Origin of the sequence: Intestinimonas sp. RTP31139st1_F5_RTP31139_211217, from assembly GCF_040226735.1 — a bacterium.
GTDB lineage: Bacteria > Bacillota > Clostridia > Oscillospirales > Oscillospiraceae > Intestinimonas > Intestinimonas butyriciproducens.
Genome location: NZ_JBCOAQ010000023.1, coordinates 25402 through 43145 on the forward strand (window position 1 = coordinate 25402; position 17744 = coordinate 43145).

Genomic DNA, 17744 nt, shown 5'->3' on the forward strand with positions numbered 1-17744 from the left:
TTTGCCTTTGAGAATCGGCTCGCAATAACACGCTGGCCGGCGGCGCCTTCCCCGCCCGGCTTTCACCATGGTATTGCGAACCACTTCACATCCGCTGCCGCCCCCGCCGCTTTTTCAGAGCTTCGGCGCCCTCTGTCCGGTTCTCCGCCGTCCCGCCGCGCCTCCGGGAGGGCGGCCTGTGGGGCCCTCAGCCGTCCGCCGCCGCGCCCGTCAGGTGCGCGATGGCCGCCTTCGCCGCGCTCTGCTCGGCCTCCTTTTTGCTGCGCCCCTCTCCCTTTCCGGCGGGCGTCCCGTTGAGATCCACCTCCACACGGAACACTTTGGCATGGTCCGGTCCGCTTTCGCCCGTCAGGCGATAGGACAGCACCTGACCGCTCTCCCGCTGCACCAGCTCCTGGAGCGCCGTTTTGTAGTCCCGGATGCCGCCCTCCTGCTCCCGCTCGTTGTTGGTCAGGATAAAACTTGTGATGAACTTCCGCGCCGAGCCGATGCCGCCATCCAGGTAAACCGCAGCGATCACCGCCTCCACGGCATCCGCCTGAATGGACGGCCGCTTCCGCCCGCCGCCCGCGTCCTCACCGCGGCCCAGCTTGAGATACTGCCCCAGCTCCAGCTTTCGGGCCACCTCCACCAGGCTCTCCTCACATACCAGAGCCGCCCGCGTCCGGGTGAGCTCCCCCTCCGGCATATCGGGGTGGCTCCGGAACAGGTGATCCGCCACCACCATGCCCAGTACGGAGTCGCCCAGAAACTCCAGGCGCTCGTTGCTGGCCTCGCCCTTCTGCTTGTTTTCGTTGGCATAGGAGCTGTGGGTCAGAGCGTTCTCCAACAGGGACCTGTCGTGAAACAGATATCCCAGCCTCTCTTCCAACTGCTTCATACGTTTCTCCCCTCCTTCACACGCGAAAAGAGAGGCCCCGCCTTGGCGGGGCCTTTCATGCTTGTCGATTCTCAGGCGTCCAGCTTGTTCTGGAGATAGTGCACCAAGTCGCCCACCGTGGTGATGGAGGATATCTCATCCTCTCCCATCTCAGAAACGCCGAACTCCTCCTCCAGGGCCATGGAGAGCTCCACGATATCCAGAGAATCCGCGCCCAGATCATCCTCAAAGGTGGTCTCCATCGTGATCGTGTCCGGCTCCACCCCAAACTGCTCCGAAATGAGTTCACTCAGCTTCTCAAAAATCATATTGTACTCGACTCCTTAGGCTGGATTATTTACACTCACATAATAGGGACATTTTTCCGGCCTGTCAATACTATTTTTGAAAAATGAGGCCCTCACTCCGCTGCCGCGCCCGTCCGCTCCAGGCGCATATGGTCGATATTTTCCGTAATATCCTCGATGATCCCGGAAGCGGCGAAGGACGCGGCCTGCCGGATGGCGTTCTTGATGGCGTAATCATCTGAGGAGCCGTGGGCCTTGATGACCGGTTTGGATATCCCCACCAGTGCCGTGCCGCCCACCTCGCCGGAGTCCAGCAGCTTTTTGAAGTGGGCGATGCCGTCCTTGACGCACAGGGCCCCCAGCTTGGTGACGAGGCTCTTCTTGAACATCGCCTTGAGCTCCTTGGCCAGGAAGCCGCCGGTTCCCTCCATGGTCTTGAGAAAAATATTTCCCGAGTAGCCGTCGGTCACGATCACGTCCACCTCGCCGTAGACCGCCTCCCGGGCCTCCACATTGCCCGCAAAATTGATGCGGCCCTCGTCCCCCGCCTTTTTGAGGAGCTGGTAGGCCTCCCGCTGCAGGTCAGTGCCCTTGGACGGCTCCGCGCCGATGTTCAGCAGCCCCACCCTCGGCTCCGGGCGGCCCATGACATGTTCTGCGTAATAGGAGCCCATAAAAGCGAATTGGAGCAGATATTCCGGCGTACACTCGGCGGTGGCGCCGCAGTCGATGAGGACCGCGCCTCCCTTGCCCGTGGGGACCACGGGCGCCATGGCCGCCCGGCGGATGCCCTTGACGCGCTTTACCAGGAGCGTCGCCGCGGACAGGAGGGCCCCTGTGCTGCCCGCTGAGACAAAAGCGTCCCCGCCGCCATTTTTCAGAAGGTTCAGCCCCACCGTCAGAGAGGAGTCCTTCTTCTCCTTGAAGGCGGTGGCCGGATTGTCACAAATCTCCACCACCTGGTCGGCATGGGCGATCTCCACACCTGCGGGCAGCGTATCGATGCCGTCCTCCTTGAGACAGCGGAGGATGTCCTCCCCGCGGCCCACCAGGACCACCTCCACACCGTACTCTTTTACGGCGTGCAGCGCTCCACGGACATTGCACTGGGGGGCGTTGTCTCCGCCCATGGCGTCCACGATGATCTTCATGAAATCCCTCTTTCTAAGCCAGTATGCGTCGTTTTGCTTGTCCCTATCATACTCGCTTCCGGGACTTCTGGCAAGTCCCAAGTGGACGCAAGGCGCCTCACGCCGCCTAATCCCAGAGGCACAGGACCAGCAGAACGACCTGCTCCATCGCGGCATCCTGCCTGTCAGTTGCTTGAAAAACGATTCAACCTATAAAAATGTGACAGTCGGGCGGCAAAATGCCGCCCGACTGTCGCCTATATCTCCAGCGTGCCCAGGATATCCAGTGCGCGCCGGCTCAGTTCCGCGTTTTTGTTCCGCTTGCCCTTAACCCGATGATCCAGAGGCGGAATGATACCGAAATTCACATTCATGGGCTGGAACGCCCCTACGGTCTCATTGGAGACATACAGGGCCAGGGCCCCCAGGGCGGTCTCCTGTGGGAAGTCCACAGGCCGCTGTCCCAACAGCCGGCGGGCCAGCTCCACCGCCGCCACAAAGCCGGAGGCGGTGGATTCCACATAGCCCTCCACGCCGGTGATCTGCCCGGCAAACATCACGTTTTCACGCCCCCTCAGCCGGTAATACCGGTCCAGGAGCCTGGGGGAGTCCAGATAGGTATTCCGGTGCATGACGCCGTAGCGGACAAACTCCGCATTCTTCAGCGCCGGGATCATGGAAAAGACCCGTTTCTGCTCCGGCCAGGCCAGGTGGGTCTGGAATCCCACCAAGTTATAGATAGATCCTTGGGCATTGTCCTTGCGGAGCTGCACCACGGCATACGGCGTGAGGCCTGTTCTGGGGTCCCGGAGCCCCTTGGGCTTCAGCGGGCCGTACCGCAGGGTATCCCGCCCCCTGCGGGCCATGACCTCCACCGGCATACAGCCCTCGAACACATTCTGGTCCTCAAAGCCGTGGACCTCCGCCGCCCGCGCGGTGGTGAGCGCCTCCCAAAACGCGGCGTACTCCTCCTCGCTGAGGGCGCAGTTCACATAGTCCGCCGTTCCTTTGTCATACCGCGAGGCAAACCAGGCATGCTCCATATCCAGGCTCTCAAAGGTCACCAGGGGGGCCGCTGCGTCAAAAAAGCTGAGGTAATCCGCGTGGACCAGACGCTGGATCTCTCCGGCCAGCGCGTCGGAGGTCAGCGGCCCTGAGGCCACGATGGCGTCTCCCTTCTCAGGGATGCTGGACACCTCCCCTTCCTCCACCGTGATGAGAGGGTGCGTTCTGATCCTTTCGGTGACTTCACGGCTGAAGCCCTCCCGATCCACGGCGAGCGCCCCGCCGGCCTCCACGCGGTGTTCGTCCGCGCAGGCTAGGATCAGGGACCCGCAGCGGCGCAGCTCCTCCTTGAGCAGTCCCACCGCGTTCTCCAGCTGGTCGGACCGCAGGGAGTTGGAGCACACCAGCTCTCCAAAATAGGGTGTGTGGTGGGCAGGCGTCATCCTCTGAGGCTTCATTTCGCGCAGGACCACGGGGATGCCCCGCCGGGCCAACTGCCAAGCGGCCTCGCTGCCCGCCAGGCCCGCGCCGATTACGATGACTGGTTCCATACACATAAGCCTTTCTATCGAAGACGGGCCGCCGGCTCCGGCGGCCCGTTCCGTTTTATTCCGCCTTTGCGGCGGTCCGCTTTTTTGTGGTCTTTTTTGCCGCAGCAGTCTTTTTGGAAGGCGCCTTTTTCTCTACGGTCTTCTTGACCGCTGCCTTTTTTGCCGGAGTCTTTTTGTCTGTGCTCTTCTTGGCCGCCGTCTTTTTCGCCGGCGCGGCCTCTTCAGCCGCCGCGGTCGGCTGCTTTTCCTCTCCGGCAGCCTTGCCGCTCTCGGCGGCCGGTTTCTTTTTATAGCCGCCCCGCTTATCCTCCGGTGTGAAGTTGGCGCAGTCCGGGTTGATGCAGAAGGGCTTTTTAAATCCCCTGCCCGACTTTTTGAACATGGTCCAGCCACACTCCGGGCAGTTGTCCTTCACAGGGACGTCCCAGGTCATGAAATCACAGGTGCTGCCGCCGCGGCCGCCGTTGTGCTCGCAGCCATAATAGGCATACCCCTTCTTGGAGGTCTTTTTCAGGATGCGCCCCCCGCACTTGGGACATTTTCCGGGCATCTCCACCACGATGGGCTTGGTAAACGTACATTCCGGATACCCCGGGCATGCCAGAAAGCGGCCGAACCGCCCGGACTTGATGACCATCTGCCGTCCGCACAGGTCGCACACCTCGTCGGATACCTCGTCGGGGACTTTGATGCGCTCCCCGTCCAAATCCTTCTCCGCCTGCTGCAGCTCTTTCTCAAAACCGCCGTAGAACCCGGACAGGAGGTCCTTCCATTTCTCCTTGCCTTCCTCCACCTCGTCCAACTGCTCCTCCATATGGGCGGTAAACGTGGTGTCCACAATGTCGGGAAATTTGTCCTTCATCAGGCCGGTGACCACCTCCCCCAGGGGCGTGGTGCGCAGGTACTTCCCCTCCTTCACCACATATTCCCGGTCCAGGATGGTGGAGATGGTGGGCGCATAGGTGGAGGGCCGTCCGATGCCCTTCTCCTCCAGGGCCTTGATGAGGGTAGCCTCGGTATACCTGGTGGGAGGCTGGGTAAAATGCTGTTCCGGCTTTACGCCGGTGAGGGAGAGGGGTTCCCCCTCCTTCAGATCGGGCAGAGGGGACTGCTTCACCTCGTCCTCCTCGTCCCGGCCCTCCACATAGACCGCTGTAAAGCCCGCAAACTTCAGGGAGGAGTGGGTGGCCCGGAAGGTGTAGCCCGCGGACTCCACCTCGATCCCCACGCTGTCGTAGACGGCATTGGCCATCTGACATGCCAGGAACCTGCTCCAGATGAGCTTATAGAGCCGGTACTGCTCGCTGGTCAGGTCCTTCTTGATCTCCTCGGGCGTAAGGCGGACGTCGGAAGGCCGGATGGCCTCGTGAGCGTCCTGTGCGCCGGACTTCGCCTTGAAATGGCGGGTCTCGGCGGGATAGTAATCCTTTCCGTAGCGGCTGACGATCATCTCCTTGGCGGCGGCCAGAGCCTCTTCGGAGAGACGCAGAGAGTCGGTCCTCATGTAGGTGATCAGGCCTACGGTGCCCTCCCCCTGAATGTCCACGCCCTCATAGAGCTGCTGGGCCACAGCCATGGTGCGGCGGGGCGTCATGTTGAGCTTCCGGCTGGCCTCCTGCTGGAGGGTGGAGGTGATGAAGGGAGGCGCGGGGGAGCGGTTTTTGTCCTGGCGCTTTACGCCCTTGACGGAGAAGGGGACGCCCCGCACGGCGTCCACCACCGTCTGCATCTCCTGCTCACTGTGGAGCTCCATTTTCTTTTCCCGCCCGTGGAAGGCCGCAGTGAAAGCCCCCATGTTGGGGGCGATCCGGGAAAGATCCACGTCCAGCGACCAGTACTCCTGCGGCTGGAAGGCGCGGATCTCCTCCTCCCGCTCGCATACCAGGCGGGTGGCTACGGACTGGACCCGCCCGGCGGAGAGCCCCCGGCGGATCTTTTTCCACAGGAGGGGGGAGAGCTGGTAGCCCACGATGCGGTCCAGGATGCGCCGGGCCTGCTGGGCGTCCACCAGGTCCATATCGATGTTCCGCGGAGAGGCGATAGACTCGTTCACCACCCGCTTGGTGATCTCGTTGAAGGTCACCCGATAGGTCTTGTCGTCGGGGATACGCAAAAGCTCCTTCAGGTGCCAGGAGATCGCCTCCCCCTCCCGGTCGGGGTCGGTGGCGAGGAACACTTTCTCGCTCCCCTTGGCCGCCTTCTTGAGCTCGGATATGACCTCTTCCTTGCCCTTGATGGGCTGATAGTCGGGAAGGAAGCCATGCTCCACGTCCACGCCCAGCTTGCTTTTGGGCAGATCCCGGACATGTCCCATAGATGCCTTTACCTCATAGCCCGGCCCAAGGTACTTGCCGATGGTCTTGGCCTTGGCCGGGGATTCCACAATTACTAAGTTCGTCTTCGCCACAGTATACCTCCAGTAGATCATCCTTCTATATGATCAAACGGGCGGCCACAGGCCGGTTCTACCGCCGGACGCCATAGAAACGGCCTCCGGCCGCCCGTCCTATTATTCCGTTTTGAACCGGACCAGTGCCTCAAAGCGCCTGCCGGGCCGCTCCGCCACATAGCCTTGGACCTGAAGCATGGTGAGGGCCGAAAGGACCCGCCGGGCCGGGATCTGCGTGAGCTCGATGAGATCATCGGCCAAAAGCTTTTTCTCCTCCAGCGCGGCCAGAAGCTCGATCTGGTCGTCTGTCAGGGCGCTTCTGTCAATATATGCCCGCTCCGGGGACTTGTCAACCGCTTTTTCCGCATCTTCGGTATGCTTTTCCTCCGGCTCCTCTGCCCGGGGCTCCAGACGGGCCGCGGCCTCCTCCCCGCTCAGCGGCACGGGGCGGCGGACTTTGCCGGGAAAGCGGTCCTCATATTCTCGCAGGACATCCCGAGCACAGGTGACCAGCCGGGCCCCCTGCTGGATGAGGCGGTTGGGCCCCTCACTCATGGGGGCATCCGCATTTCCGGGCACGGCAAACACATCCCGGTCCTGGTCCAACGCCTGCCGGACGGTGGTCATGGTACCGCTCCGCACGCCGCACTCCACCGCCACCACACCCAGACTTACGCCGCTGATGATGCGGTTGCGCACAGGAAAGTGCCAGCCCTCCGGCGGTGTACCGGGCGGGTACTCGCTCAAAAGGGCGCCCGCCGCGGCCACATCCTCGTAGAGGAAACGGTTCTCCCTCGGGTAGGCCACGTCAATGCCGCAGCCCAGCACCGACACCACCGGGCCGCCGCCCTTGAGCGCCCCTCTTACCGCCTCGGTGTCCAGGCCCTGAGCAATACCGGAGACCACCAGGGCCCCCTCCCGGGCCAGCTCCAGCCCCAGCCGCCCCGCCATCCGCTTCCCATACTCCGAGGGCCGGCGGCTTCCCACCACGGCCACGGCGATCTCCTCATCGAAGGCGGGCAGCCGGCCCTTCACATAGAGGACGGCGGGCGGATCGTAGATATTCTTGAGCCGGTCCGGATAGTCGGCGTCTCCCAGCGTGAGGATGCGCAGGCCGAGTCGCTCGCAGTCGGCCAGGATGCCCTCCGCCTCCGCCAGGTGTTTCTCCTGGAGCGCAGTCCGCACGGGAAGAGGGAGGTCGGACAGGAGGTCATACTCGCCGGGATCGGCAAAGTAGGCCCCTTCCGGCGTGCCGAAATGCTCCAGCAGCCGGACGGCGTGCTCGGGGCGCAGCCCCTTTCGCGTGGTCAGCCACAGCCAATATTTCAGACTCGCCATATCCTCCGTCCCCTCTCTCGTTTCAGATGGAAAGTCCGCTCCGCGCCATCTCCCACAGCACCACTGAGGCCGCCACTGCGGCGTTCAGGGATTCGCAGCGCGCCCGCATGGGAATCTTCAGGGTCTGTCCGCACAGGGCCAGCGTCTCCTCCGAAACCCCCTTGCCCTCACTGCCGATGACCACGGCGCACCGGCGCAGGTCTGCCCGGCGTACATCCTCAGTATCCGCCCGCAGCGCAGTAGCGTACAGTGGGAGCGCCGCGTCTGTCAGGCGGGCGGTCAGGGTCTCGCGCTCCATTTCCCAGACGGGAAGACGGAAACAGGCCCCCATGGTAGCCCGGACCGTTTTTGGGGAAAAGGGGTCCGCACAGCCGGGCAGCAGGATGAGCCCGTCCGCTCCGAAGGCGTCGGCTGTGCGCCAGACCGTACCCACGTTGCCCGGGTCCTGGACCCCATCCAGCACCAGATAGCGGGCGCCGGTAAGCTTGTCCGGCGCGCTCAGATCCGGAGCCCTGCACAGGAACAGCACCCCCTGGGGCGTCTCTGTGGTGGACAGGCTCTTCAGCAGCTCCGCCGGAACGGACACCTCTCGCGCTCCGGGCGGGCATGGGACGCTCCGCCCCTCTTCCGCCACCACGGCGGTGATCTCCGCCCCCCACCGCAGGGCCTCCGCCAGCAGCTTGGGCCCGTCACAGACAAACTCCCCCCGCTCCCGGCGATAAGCGCGGGAGGCATTCAGTCTGCGGATGTGGCCCACCAGAGGATTTTGGCGGCTGGTGATATGTTCCACGCTGCTCATAGATCGTGGAGGGTACTGGTGTTTTCGTTGCGGCCCAGCGTGACCACCACATCGCCGGGCGAGATCACATAGGACGCGCCGGGGGCCACTACCAGGTCGTTTTCACTCCCGCCCTTCCGAACGGCGATGATATTGACGCCATATTTGGCCCGCACGTCCAGATCCTTGATGGAATGTCCCTGCCAGGGCTTCGGGGCGGCGAGCTCCACGATGCCAAAGTCGTCGGAGAGCTCGATAAAATTGAGGATATTGGAACTGGAGAGGTTCTGCGCCAGCTTCACGCCTGTCTCGTGCTCCGGGAACACCACCCTGTCTGCGCCGATCTTTTGCAGCACCTTCTGGTGGACGTGGCTCTGGGCCTTGGCAATGACCTGTTTGACGCCGATCTCCTTGAGATTCATAGTGATGAGGGCGCTGTTGCCCACATCGTCGGCCACCGCCACAATGGCGCAGTCATAGTTTCTCACTCCAAGGGCCCGGAGGACGGCCGGGTCCCGGGCATCGCCGGTGACAGCATGGGTCACATGGTCGGCAATGGCCTGCACCCGTCCCTCGTCTCCATCGATCGCCAGCACCTCATGGCCCAGCTTGCAGAGCTCTGCGGCAACCGCAGTGCCAAAGCGCCCCAATCCGATCACAACATAAGTTTTCACAGCATACAGCTCCTTTTGACCGCAGTTCAGCCGATCATGATATCCATGGTGGGATATTTGATCTTTGCCGGATACTTGCTCCTCGCCAGAAAAGCGATGGAAAAGGACATGATACCCACGCGACCCAGGAACATCATACAGATGAGCAGCACGTGGGAGAAAAGGCTCAAAGTGGGGGTGATGCCCACCGTCACGCCCACCGTGGCCATGGCGGAGGCCGACTCGAAGGCAGCGGACAGGAATGGGACGTCGTCCACCAGAGAGATAATCATGGATCCTGCCAGGAAAATCACCGCCACGATCAGTGTGAGGGTGAGCGCGTTCATCACCCTGCGGTGGGAGATGCTCCTGCCCCGCAGGGTGACCTCTTCTCTGCCCGCCAGGCCCGCCCGCAGGGTGAGAAAAAGCACGCCCACCGTCACGGTCTTGAGTCCGCCTGCGGTGGAGCCGCTGGAGCCCCCGATGAGCATCAGGATACAGGACATCGCCAGGGAGCTGTCCCGCAGATTCCCCTGTCCGATGGTGTCAAAGCCGGCCGTACGCAGGGTGACGGCCTGGAAGGCGGCGTTGAGCACACGCTTCCAGCCGGGCATATCACCCAGCGTTGCAGGATTGTCCCACTCCGCCAGCAGGAAAAAGAGCCCGCCCCCCAGGATCAGGGCGGCGGTAAAGCTCAGTACCATCTTGCTGTACAGGGAGAGTCTTCTCAGGTCTCTTCCGCAGCGCAGAATATCCTCCCATACAAAAAAGCCCAGTCCGCCGATGGTGATGAGCGCCATGATCGTAAGCAGTACGACCGGATTTCCATTGTAAGAGGCCAGGCTGGAAAACTCCCCCTCCGTCCCCAGCAGGTCGAACCCCGCGTTGCAGAAAGCGGAAACGGCGTGAAAGATCCCGCGCCACAGGCCCTTTAAAAATCCATACCTCGGCAGGAAGCACAGCGTGAGAACGACCGCTCCGGTCCCCTCGATCAGGAAGGTACCCATTAGAGCGTGGCGCACCACACGGACCACCCCGTCCATATCGTTGAGATTCAGTGTGGAGACCATGATGAGCCGCTCGGAGAGCCCGATCCTGCGCCGGAGGGCAAAGGAGACCAGGGTAATGACCGTCATAAACCCCAGACCGCCAAGCTGGATCATCGCCAGAATGACCACCTGTCCGAACAGGGTCCAGTGCGCCCAGGTGTCCACCAGAATAAGACCGGTCACGCAGGACGCGGAAGTGGCCGTAAAAAGGCAGGTGAGCGGATCGGTGGCCTGCCCGTCCCGGCTGGCCACGGGAAGCATGAGCAGCAGTGTTCCCAGCAAAATGATCACACCGAAGGAGGAGACCACGATGCGGGCTGGGTTCAGATTCTGCATGCTCCGAAGCCGGTTGCGGATACGCCAGCGGATCTGGAAAGGCACAAAAAAGCCTCCTTAGAGACGGGCCGCATGGGCCCATTGAAATTACCGGAACGCACAACAGCATACCGGCGGATCTCTCCGACGGTATGCTGCTGCATGTCTATCTTCAGTCCAGCGGCTTCATGGTGGGGAAGAGAATTACCTCCCGGATGGTGTCGGAATTGGTCAGCAGCATGACGGCCCGGTCAATGCCGATTCCCATACCGCCCGTGGGAGTCATGCCGTACTCCAGGGCGTTAATAAAGTCCTCATCCATCATGCCAGCCTCATCGTTGCCCATGTCCCGGAGCGCCAGCTCGTGTTCAAAGCGGCCGCGCTGGTCGATGGGATCGTTCAGCTCGGAGAACGCATTTGCAAATTCGCAGTGGTTGATGAAGAGCTCAAACCGCTCGGTAAGCCTGGGGTCCTTGGGGGAGCGCTTGGTGAGCGGGGAGACCTCCACGGGGTACATGGTAATAAAGGTGGGCTGGATCAGTTTCTCCTCCACACGCTGGTCGAAGCACTCATAGAGAGCGGTCCCCCAGGTGCGCTCACACCCCTCCATATCGATGCCCACAGCCTCGGCGGCGCGGCAGGCGGTCTCATCGTCGCTGATGGCGTCGAAGTCCACGCCCACATACTGCTTTACCGCATCGATCATGGTCAGGCGCTTCCATCCAGGGGTCAGGTCTATGGTCTCGCCCAGCCACTCCACCTGATAGCTGCCCAGGATATCCTTGGCGGCGGAGGAGAGGATACCCTCCGCAATATCCATCATATCGTGGAAGTCGGCATAGGACTCATAGAGCTCAATGGTCGTGAACTCCGGATTGTGCTTGGGGTCCATACCCTCGTTGCGGAAGATGCGCCCGATCTCATAGACCCGCTCGAAGCCGCCCACGATGAGGCGCTTGAGATGGAGCTCCGTTGCGATGCGCATATACATATCGATGTCCAAGGTATTGTGATGGGTGATGAAGGGCCGGGCGGTAGCGCCGCCGGAAATGGTGTTGAGGATAGGGGTCTCCACCTCCATATAGTCCCTGGCGTCCAGATAGGCCCGGACGTGCCGGATAAACTTGGTGCGGATCTCAAAGGTCCGGCGCACATCCTCATTCATGATGAGGTCCACATACCGCTGGCGGAACCGGGTCTCCGTGTCCTTCAGCCCGTGGAACTTCTCCGGCAGGGGAATGAGGGACTTGGACAGGAGAGTGACCTTGTGGGCCTTTACGGAGATCTCGCCGCGCTTGGTCTTGAACACCTCGCCCTCAACGCCCACGATATCGCCGATATCGATCTTTTTGAACTTGGCGAAGGCCTCCTCGCCCAGCTCGTCGATGCGGACATAGAGCTGGATGCGTCCCTTGCCGTCCTGAAGATCGCAGAACACGGCTTTGCCCATCCCGCGCTTGGACATGATGCGTCCAGCGACGGAGACCTGTTTCCCTTCCATCTCCTCAAACTTTTCCTTCACGTCAGCGCTGCGGGCGGTGACGACATATTTGGTGATCTGAAAGGGGTCTTCCCCCGCGTCCTGAAGCTCTTTGAGCTTGGCGCGGCGAATGAGCCTCTGCTCGGACAGGTCCATCTCCTGCTCGGGTGCGCCGGTGTTCTTCTCTTCTGTCATTTTGGGTTCCTCCTGTTTCTCGGCTTACTAGGCCTTTTGTATATCTAGGACCTGGTAGTGGAGGACTCCGGCGGGGGCCTCCACCACTACGTCATCTCCAACGACCTTGCCCAGCAGGGCCTTGCCGAAGGGAGATTCCTCTGAAATGCGACCGTTCATGGGATCGGCCTCCTGGGAGCCCACCACCTGGTAGACCTCCTGCTCGTTGAACTCCTTGTCCAACACGGTGATCCGGCTGCCCAGACGTACAGCGTCATGGGCCGTTTCGTGCTCCTCGATCACTACATAGTTGGCCAGAATGGTCTCGATTTCCGCGATGCGGGAATAGAGCTTGCCCTGCTCGTTCTTCGCCTCGTCGTATTCGCTGTTCTCGCTCAGGTCGCCGAAGGAGCGGGCCTCCTTGATCTGATCGGCCACCTCTTTCTCACGGACCGTTTTCAGGTAAACGAGCTCGTCCTGAAGGGCCTTGAGCCGCTCAGGGCTCAGCTTGTATTCTTTCGCCATGCTTCACTGCTTCCTTTCTCTGTGCGAATCAATCCGAATCTTAGAAAGACCGGTACCCGTTTAAAATCCACGGAATATCCGCCGGGCTCCAGGTCCTTGGTAGGTTTTATTTTTATTAAGGTAAGTGTCTGCTTCTGCATTATTCTGTATTATATGTAGTTTGTTCCGGTCTGTCAAGAGTGGAAATCGGTAAAAACTGTTATCTCCGCCGGGTCTAGCCGTCCCGTCTCCCACAGGGCCGCCAGTAGAGGAAGCCCTTCACAGTCCTCCGGCAGGGTCTGTTCCCGCAGGGCAAAGGAAAAATGATCCATCCGGGGGCTGTTCCCGGACAGGTCCACGATCCTGGCACCGCCGCCGGCGGAGGGCGCAAAATGGATGGCCAGATCCGGTGCGCGCCCGGGCGCATCCTCCAGGGCCGGGACGCCGTATTCCCGCCGCAGCTCCGCCTGGAGCCCCGCCCCGCCGACAGGGGCCGCGATCAGAAGGTTTTTCACCTCCGGACACAGCTTCAGAGCCGACATGCGCATGGCCCGGGTCACGCGCTCCCCCCGCAGGACCACCGTAGCCCCCTCCGGCCGGATATGCGCCCCGGTCAGCGCGGCCAGGGCCACCGCCGGCGCCATGGCGCGGCAGAACTCCCCCGTCTCTACCGGCCCCAGGCCGGCCGACTCCAGCGTGTCCCACTGTGCGAACCCCGCCGGGACCAGCACCCGCTTCACGCCCTGCTTCCGGAGCGCCCTGGCCGCCCGGCGGAGCCGCCGGGGCCTCCACGGCTCCGGGATCTCCGCCCGCAGAATGGGCATATCCAGGACCCGTTCCGGGGAAAATTGTGTCCGCAGGGACCTCTTCCGCCCGACGGCAATCTGTCCGATCCTCATCCGATTCACCTCGGGACAGAATATGCGCCGCCCGGCAGATTATACCGCAGATATACCGTGTGCAACGCCCCATTTTACCCGCATTTTTCTTTTTCTTACCTCTCCTTCCCGATCTTTTACGCTCCGCTGATAGCGCCATCTGCCCCTTATCCCGTATCATAGCGATGCCCCTGAAAAACAAAACTGGAGGAAGAAAGAATGAAGTTACAGCGCACCTTGGCCCTCTCTCTTGCCGCGACATCCCTGGCAGGAACCCTCGCCGCCTGCTCGGCAGGCGCCGCAACGCCCGCCCCTACCGCAACGCCCGCCGCAGAGCCCTCTGTCCAGACGCTGAGCAGCCAGACGTCCCCCGCGCAAAAGGCCCCCAAGTACGTATTTCTGTTTATCGGCGACGGCATGAGCTACCCCCAGTTCCAGGCGGCCTCCGACTACCTGGGCGCCATGGCCGACACCAACAACGACGACATCCTGGACGGCAACGTGAACCTCTCCTTCATGGATTTCCCTGTGGCCGGCTCCGCCGTCACCTACGACTCCACCTCCTTCTGCCCCGACTCAGCTTCCACCGCCACCTCCATCTCCACCGGCTACAAGACCTACTCCGGCACCATCAATATGGATGAGACCGCCACTGTGGCTTACGAGACCATTGCCGAAAAGCTTCGGGAGCAGTTCGGCTGGAAGATCGGTGTGATTTCCAGCGTCAACCTGAACCACGCCACCCCTGCCGCTTTCTATGCCCATCAGGCCAGCCGCGGCAACTACTACGAAATTGGAGAGGAGCTGGTGGCCTCCGGCTTCGAGTACTTCGCCGGCGGCGGGCTGCTGAAGCCCACCGGCTCCGCCAAGGACAAGACCAGCCTCTACGATCTGGCCGCTCAGTCGGGCTATCAGGTGGTCATGACCCAGGCTGAGGCCGAGGCCGTCACCGCCGGCCCCGTTCTCATCATTGACGAGCATCTGGCCGACTCTGACGCCTTTGCCTATGAAAATGACCGCACCGAGGATATGTGGGCGCTCTCCGACTATGTGAAGAAGGGGATCGAGGTGCTGGACAATGACACCGGTTTCTTCATGATGGTGGAGGGCGGCAAGATTGACTGGGCCTGCCACGCCAACGACGCCGGCTCTACCATCGCCGACACCATCGCGCTCTCCGACGCCGTTGAGGAGGCGGTTGCCTTCGCCAAGCAGCATCCCGACGAGACCCTCATCCTGGTCACCGGCGACCACGAGACCGGCGGTCTGACCATCGGCTACGCCGGCACCGACTACGATACCTTCCTCACCAACCTCTCCAATCAGAAAATCAGTTATGCCAAGTACGACAGCAACTACGTGGCCGGCTACAAGGAGAACAACACCTCCTTTGAGGATGTGATGAAGGACGTGGAGGCTCTCTTCGGCCTGAAGCTCTCCGGCGCTGAGGACGATAAGCTGGTCCTCACCGACTACGAGGTGCAGAAGCTCAAAGACGCCTACGCCGCCACCATGGACCCCGACCGCGCCAAAGCCGATCCCGCCAACCAGGCTGAATACGTCCTGTACGGCACCTATGAGCCCCTCAGCGTCACCATTACCCATCTGCTCAACAACAAGTCCGGCATCAATTTCTCCTCTTATGCTCACACCGGCCTCCCCGTAGCCGTGTTCGCCCAGGGCGCGGGGCAGGATCTGTTCGGCGGCTCCTATGACAACACCCAGATCTACCACAAGCTGGCCGATCTCCTGGACGTGAAATAGAAGCTCCTTCCCATGCGTGCAAAGGATGCGGCCCATGCCGCATCCTTTGCACTGTTTCACTATTTGAAAAATCTGAAAGGAACACACACCCATGACGCTTCTGCGCAATACGGACCGCCTCCGTTACCACGCTCCCGTCCTGGTCTGTCTGCTTTTGGTCCTGCTCCTTGTTCTCCTCCCCACCGGCTTTGAAGATGCGGTCATCTATAAGGGGGCGGATCGGTGCGCCGCCCGGGTCCTTTCCGTGGACAACTCCTCCATCATCGACACCGGGCTGATCCGCTCCGGAGAGCAGACCTGCACGCTGGAGCTTCTGGGCGGCAGGTTTGAGGGGCGGACCGTCGAGGCTCAGAACCTCCTGAACGGCTCCCTTGAGCAGGATAAGATCTTTTCGCCCGGAGACCGCGCCCTGGTCGTCATCAGCTACCAGGGCGATGAGATCCTCCTGGTCACGATGACCGACCACTACCGCCTGGACAAAGAGGCATGGCTGGCATTGGCTTTCGCGCTTCTCCTCATTCTTTTTGCCGGGCGCACCGGCGTCAGGGCCATTTTGTCCTTTGTGCTCACCGTGCTCACGCTGTGGAAGGTGCTCGTTCCTCTCTATCTGAAGGGGCTCAGCCCCATTTGGGTGGGACTGGCCGTCACGCTCTTTCTTACTGTACTCATCATCGCCCTGGTCTACGGCTTTGACCGGCGCTGCGCTTCCGCCGTGTCGGGCGCGACGCTGGGCGTCCTGGTGACTGCGGCGCTGGGCTGCCTGTGCACCGATCTCTTTCAGATCCACGGGGCCGTCATGCCCAACTCGGAGAGCCTGCTTTACAGCGGCTACCAGGACCTGAACCTGACCCGGATCTTTATGGCCTCTATTTTCATCGGCTCATCCGGCGCGGTGATGGACCTGAGCGTGGACATCACCTCCGCCGTCAAGGAAGTGGTGGATAAAAAGCCCGACATGGGCTGGCGGGAAGCTGCGCGTTCCGGTATGAACGTGGGCCGGGCCGCCATGGGGACCATGACCACCACTCTGCTGCTGGCCTATTCCGGCGGATATGTGGCGCTGCTGATGGTTTTCATGGCCCAGGGCACTCCTGTATGGAACATTTTGAACTACAAGTATGTGGCCTCGGAGATCATCGATACCATTGTGGGCTCCTTCGGTCTGGTGACCGTGGCCCCGTTTACAGCCGTTACCAGCGGATATTTGCTCACGCGGGGAAAATCCCCTCTATAAAAAAACAGCTACCGCCGTCCCCGGGTGAGCGCGCCCACCCGGAGGACAGCGGTATTTTTATCGGCCGTGCCGTATGGTTCCGCCCTATTCCGCTCCCTCAGCCGATACTGGCGGAGATTTTACTGTGGATCACACCTCATCCGGCAATCATTTGAATGGCCGCTTGGAGCTGCGGGTCCTCCGCCGGGTCCAATGCATGGTTCTTCAGCTTCTGTTCCTGCTCCTCCGTAAGCTCCAGCTCCCGGTCCAGCGTAAGGCCCGTCCCTATGAGCGAAACGCCCTTTCCGGTAAAGTATTTGGCCGTGGAGATGTTGATCGCGCCGCCTGAGAGGAGCGGAAAGGTCTGCTGGGAAAACCCTTTTCCAAAGGTCGGCGTCCCCACAATGATCCCCCACTCCATCTCCTGGAGCTCAGCGGCAAAGAGTTCCGCCGCCGAATAGGTATCTCCATTGACCAGCACCGCCATAGGGAGGTCCACACATGCGGCGTCGGACTGGACGCTGCTCTGATGCCCGGCCTTATCCTCGCTGCGGAAGATGGTCCCCTCAGGCAGCAAATAGTCCAGCAGCGTTGTGAGCTCATCCAGGTAGCCGCCGCCGTTGTTGCGCACATCAAATACCAGCCGCTCCACGCCCTGCGCCTCCAGCTCCTCCACCGCAGCGACGGCCTCCTCCGCGCACCGGCTGTTGAAGTTCCGAATGGCCACCACGCCGGTGCCGTCGTCCAGGCGCTCATAGGATACGGGGTGCTCCTCCACTCTGGCGCGGACCACTTTGAAACGCTGTTCGATCCCATCCGCCCGTTGGATCAGCAGCTCCGCTTCGGACCCATCCGGCCCCCGCGTGTACTCTGTGGCCCGGCTGCGCGCCTCGCCCTCCATCCGGACGCCGTCTATCTCCAGAATTAGATCTCCGGCCTTCAGGCCCGCCTTGTCCGCCGGGCCGTCCTCCGTCACCGCTTCGATCAGAAGTCCCTCCGTCTCCGGGTAGGACACCGTGCAGCCCAGACCCACATAGGCGTTGCTTTTGTTCTCCTTCTGGCGGGCATATCCCTCGGCGTCCATGTAATAGGACCAGCGGTCTCCCAGTCCGGTGATGAGACTGTCCATGGCGCCGTCCACCGCCTCCCCGATGTCGTGCTCACCTACGAACTGTGTGTTGATGAGCACCATAGCCTGCGCCATGCTCATCCCCTCCTTCCCCAGCAGCAGGCAGAGGATCCCTGCCAGCAGCACTGCGGTCAGCAGGACGGTCAGCACCACCGTCAGCACCAGGGCCCGGACGGAAAAGCGTTTTTCTCTCATGGTTTTCTCGGTCCTTTCTGGAAAGACAGCGG

At 61.6% G+C, this 17744-nt stretch carries 15 protein-coding genes; 2 read left to right on the top strand and 13 right to left on the bottom strand.

The features are described from left to right. Positions 1–187: 187 nt before the first annotated feature. The 12 genes from rnc to ABUA09_RS12920 form a co-directional block, all read right to left on the bottom strand. Positions 188–880 (bottom strand): ribonuclease III, encoded by a 693-nt coding sequence (rnc, locus tag ABUA09_RS12865; RefSeq protein WP_033117516.1) that lies wholly within the window; start codon positions 878–880, stop codon positions 188–190. 71 nt (positions 881–951) lie between these two features. Next, positions 952–1188 carry an acyl carrier protein gene (gene acpP / locus ABUA09_RS12870; protein WP_033117515.1) on the bottom strand — a complete coding sequence of 79 codons (237 nt, stop codon included), beginning with the start codon at positions 1186–1188 and terminating at the stop codon, positions 952–954. A gap of 92 nt (positions 1189–1280) precedes the next feature. Further along, positions 1281–2318, bottom strand: a complete 1038-nt coding sequence (gene plsX / locus ABUA09_RS12875) for a phosphate acyltransferase PlsX (protein ID WP_033117514.1) — start codon at positions 2316–2318, stop codon at positions 1281–1283. A gap of 236 nt (positions 2319–2554) precedes the next feature. Then, on the bottom strand, positions 2555–3853 hold the full coding sequence (trmFO, locus tag ABUA09_RS12880) for a methylenetetrahydrofolate--tRNA-(uracil(54)-C(5))-methyltransferase (FADH(2)-oxidizing) TrmFO (protein ID WP_033117513.1): 1299 nt from the start codon (positions 3851–3853) through the stop codon (positions 2555–2557). A gap of 55 nt (positions 3854–3908) precedes the next feature. Then, a complete protein-coding gene (gene topA / locus ABUA09_RS12885) occupies positions 3909–6281 on the bottom strand; it encodes a type I DNA topoisomerase (RefSeq protein ID WP_207743471.1) in 2373 nt (790 codons plus the stop codon). Positions 6282–6362: 81 nt separating this feature from the next. Then, entirely contained in the window at positions 6363–7580 is a 1218-nt protein-coding gene (gene dprA, locus ABUA09_RS12890; protein WP_058118043.1) for a DNA-processing protein DprA, read from the bottom strand. A gap of 22 nt (positions 7581–7602) precedes the next feature. Beyond that, the gene (locus tag ABUA09_RS12895) at positions 7603–8379 is read right to left on the bottom strand and encodes a TrmH family RNA methyltransferase (RefSeq protein ID WP_207745821.1); all 777 of its coding nucleotides are present in this window, start codon (positions 8377–8379) and stop codon (positions 7603–7605) included. Next, positions 8376–9032 (bottom strand): potassium channel family protein, encoded by a 657-nt coding sequence (locus tag ABUA09_RS12900; RefSeq protein ID WP_033117510.1) that lies wholly within the window; start codon positions 9030–9032, stop codon positions 8376–8378. The genes ABUA09_RS12895 and ABUA09_RS12900 overlap by 4 nt, the downstream gene beginning before the upstream one ends. A gap of 26 nt (positions 9033–9058) precedes the next feature. Beyond that, entirely contained in the window at positions 9059–10441 is a 1383-nt protein-coding gene (locus ABUA09_RS12905) for a TrkH family potassium uptake protein (RefSeq protein ID WP_033117509.1), read from the bottom strand. Positions 10442–10547: 106 nt separating this feature from the next. Then, entirely contained in the window at positions 10548–12050 is a 1503-nt protein-coding gene (gene lysS / locus ABUA09_RS12910; RefSeq protein ID WP_033117508.1) for a lysine--tRNA ligase, read from the bottom strand. Positions 12051–12077: 27 nt separating this feature from the next. After that, on the bottom strand, positions 12078–12554 hold the full coding sequence (gene greA, locus ABUA09_RS12915) for a transcription elongation factor GreA (protein WP_033117507.1): 477 nt from the start codon (positions 12552–12554) through the stop codon (positions 12078–12080). Positions 12555–12727: 173 nt separating this feature from the next. After that, positions 12728–13432, bottom strand: a complete 705-nt coding sequence (locus tag ABUA09_RS12920; RefSeq protein ID WP_279203468.1) for a hypothetical protein — start codon at positions 13430–13432, stop codon at positions 12728–12730. A 198-nt stretch (positions 13433–13630) separates the two neighbouring features. Between ABUA09_RS12920 and ABUA09_RS12925 the strand changes: the two genes are divergently transcribed. Beyond that, on the top strand, positions 13631–15175 hold the full coding sequence (locus ABUA09_RS12925; RefSeq protein WP_279203467.1) for an alkaline phosphatase: 1545 nt from the start codon (positions 13631–13633) through the stop codon (positions 15173–15175). 91 nt (positions 15176–15266) lie between these two features. Then, entirely contained in the window at positions 15267–16409 is a 1143-nt protein-coding gene (locus tag ABUA09_RS12930) for a YibE/F family protein (protein ID WP_279203465.1), read from the top strand. A gap of 136 nt (positions 16410–16545) precedes the next feature. Here the strand turns inward: ABUA09_RS12930 and ABUA09_RS12935 are convergent, their stop codons facing one another. Further along, positions 16546–17712, bottom strand: a complete 1167-nt coding sequence (locus ABUA09_RS12935; RefSeq protein WP_058118045.1) for a S41 family peptidase — start codon at positions 17710–17712, stop codon at positions 16546–16548. Positions 17713–17744 lie beyond the last annotated feature (32 nt).